Source organism: Bradyrhizobium sp. P5_C11_2, assembly GCF_054049755.1.
Genome location: NZ_JBFULT010000879.1, coordinates 1 through 1,962, shown reverse-complemented (window position 1 = coordinate 1,962; position 1,962 = coordinate 1). Strand labels below are relative to the sequence as shown.

Below are 1,962 nucleotides of genomic sequence, written 5' to 3'. Positions count from 1 at the left end.
GCTCAGGGCCTTCTCGCAGGCCGGCGAAACCTTGGCCTTGTTCTTCTCCAGGCATTCGAGCGCGGGCGCGCCGCCGGGCGGCACGCCGGCGCAGACCTTGGGATAGTCTGCGCGGCAGGCGCTCTTGACCGCAGCGACCTGCGCGCTGCTCGGCTGTTTGGGCGCCGCCGCCTTCGGCGCGGCGGCGGTGGCGGCCGGCTTCGCGGGTTCGGCGGCCGGCGCCGCTTCAGTCTTCGCCGGCTCAGTCTTCGCCGGTTGGGATTTGGGTGGCGCGGCTTCCGTCTTCGGCGCCGCAGCAGGCTCGACCGCGCGAACCGCGGTTTGGCATCCCGACGAAAGGCTGGACATGTTCTTCTGCAGACATTGATAGGCTTCAACGCCGCCGGGCGTGACGCTCGAGCAGTGCGTCATGAAGTCCGAGCGGCATGCGGAGCGGATAGCGCTCTTCTGCGCGTCGGTCGGCGCTTGCGCGAATGCGCCTGTTGCAGTTGCGAAGAGCGTTGCCGCCAGCAACGCCGTGCGCGTCGATGCATGTTTCAATGTGTTGAACATTTGAGTGAATTCCCGCCCTGTCGGTAACGCCGACGATTTTCAAATGTGATGCAAGCGCAATCGCCGCGAGTGATGCCCCGCGCGCGGTATCTTTGGATGCTTTGGCCTCTACCGCAAGTAGATAATGCCGACGCAATGCGACGTAACTAGAGCATGATCCGGACCCGAAGGGCCGCGTTAGCGCAAAGTGTGCAGCGGTATTCCGAAAAGATCATGCTCAAACAAAACAATACGTCGTCAGAGCTTGACCATGCGCTTGCCGCGGTTCTCGCCGGCGAGCAATCCGATCAGCGCCTTCGGCGTGTTCTCGAGCCCGTCGATGATGTCCTCCTGCACCTTCAGCTTGCCGGATTTGACCCAGGCCTGGAGCTCGGCGAGCGCGCGCTGGCTCTCCTTCATGTAGTCCATCACGATGAAGCCCTGCATGACCAGCCGCTTCACCACGATCAGCCCGGGTACGCCGCGCGGGCCGTGTGCGGACGGCGCGCCGTCATATTGCGAGATCGCGCCGCAGCAGGCGATGCGGCCGTAATTGTTCATCTGCGGCAGGCAGGCTTCCAGAATCTCGCCGCCCACATTGTCGAAATAGACGTCGATGCCGTTGGGCGCCGCGGCGCGCAGCGCCTTGAACACCGCGCCGTCCTTGTAGTCGACCGCGGCATCGAAGCCGAGTTCGGAGGTCAGCCAGCCGCACTTGTCCGCGCCGCCGGCGATGCCGATGACGCGGCATCCCTTGATTTTTGCGATCTGCCCGACGATCGAGCCGACCGAGCCTGCCGCCGCCGAGACCACGACCGTCTCGCCCTCCTTGGGCTTGCCGATCTCGAGCAGGCCGAAATAGGCGGTGAGGCCGGCAATGCCGAACACGCTGAGCAGATGCGTCATCGGCTCGAGCTTCGGCATCTTGTTCAAGTGCTTTGCGGGCACCGCGRCAAACTCCTGCCAACCGGTGTCGCCGAACACGATGTCGCCGGCAGCCAGCCCCGGCGCCTYCGAGCTGACCACTTCGGCGATGGCCCCGCCGGCCATCACGCTGTTGGCCTCGACCGCCGAACGATAAGTCGCGCCGTGCATCCAGGCACGGTTGGCGGCGTCGAGCGAGATGTAGCGCACGCGCAGCAATGCCTCGCCGTCCTTCGGCTCCGGCATCGTGCCTTCCACCATCTTGAAATGTTCGGGGCCGAGCTTGCCGCTGGGCTTTTCCACCAACAGAATCTGACGATTGATGCTGCCGCTCATGGCGTTTCCCCTTCGCTTGTTTGACGATTATTGATGCACTTGCCGCAAAGAAAACGTGCAAGCCGCATTCGTTGTGCGCTGCATGAAAGCTAGATCGCCGCGTCCAGTTTCACAACGGGAACATCTGGACAACGCGATCGCACGCCAAGCGTGTTGCGTCGCTGTCATATC

At 63.7% G+C, this 1,962-nt stretch carries 2 protein-coding genes; both read right to left on the bottom strand.

Annotation, left to right across the window (positions count from 1 at the left end; translation table 11 throughout):
• The coding region (locus tag ACXJL8_RS39795; RefSeq protein WP_456686896.1) for a cysteine rich repeat-containing protein at nt 1-552 on the bottom strand (552 nt) is incomplete at its 3' end.
• A 237-nt stretch (nt 553-789) separates the two neighbouring features.
• Nucleotides 790-1,791, bottom strand: coding sequence for an NADP-dependent oxidoreductase (locus ACXJL8_RS39790; protein ID WP_456686895.1), 1,002 nt, complete (start codon nt 1,789-1,791; stop codon nt 790-792).
• Nucleotides 1,792-1,962: the final 171 nt, after the last annotated feature.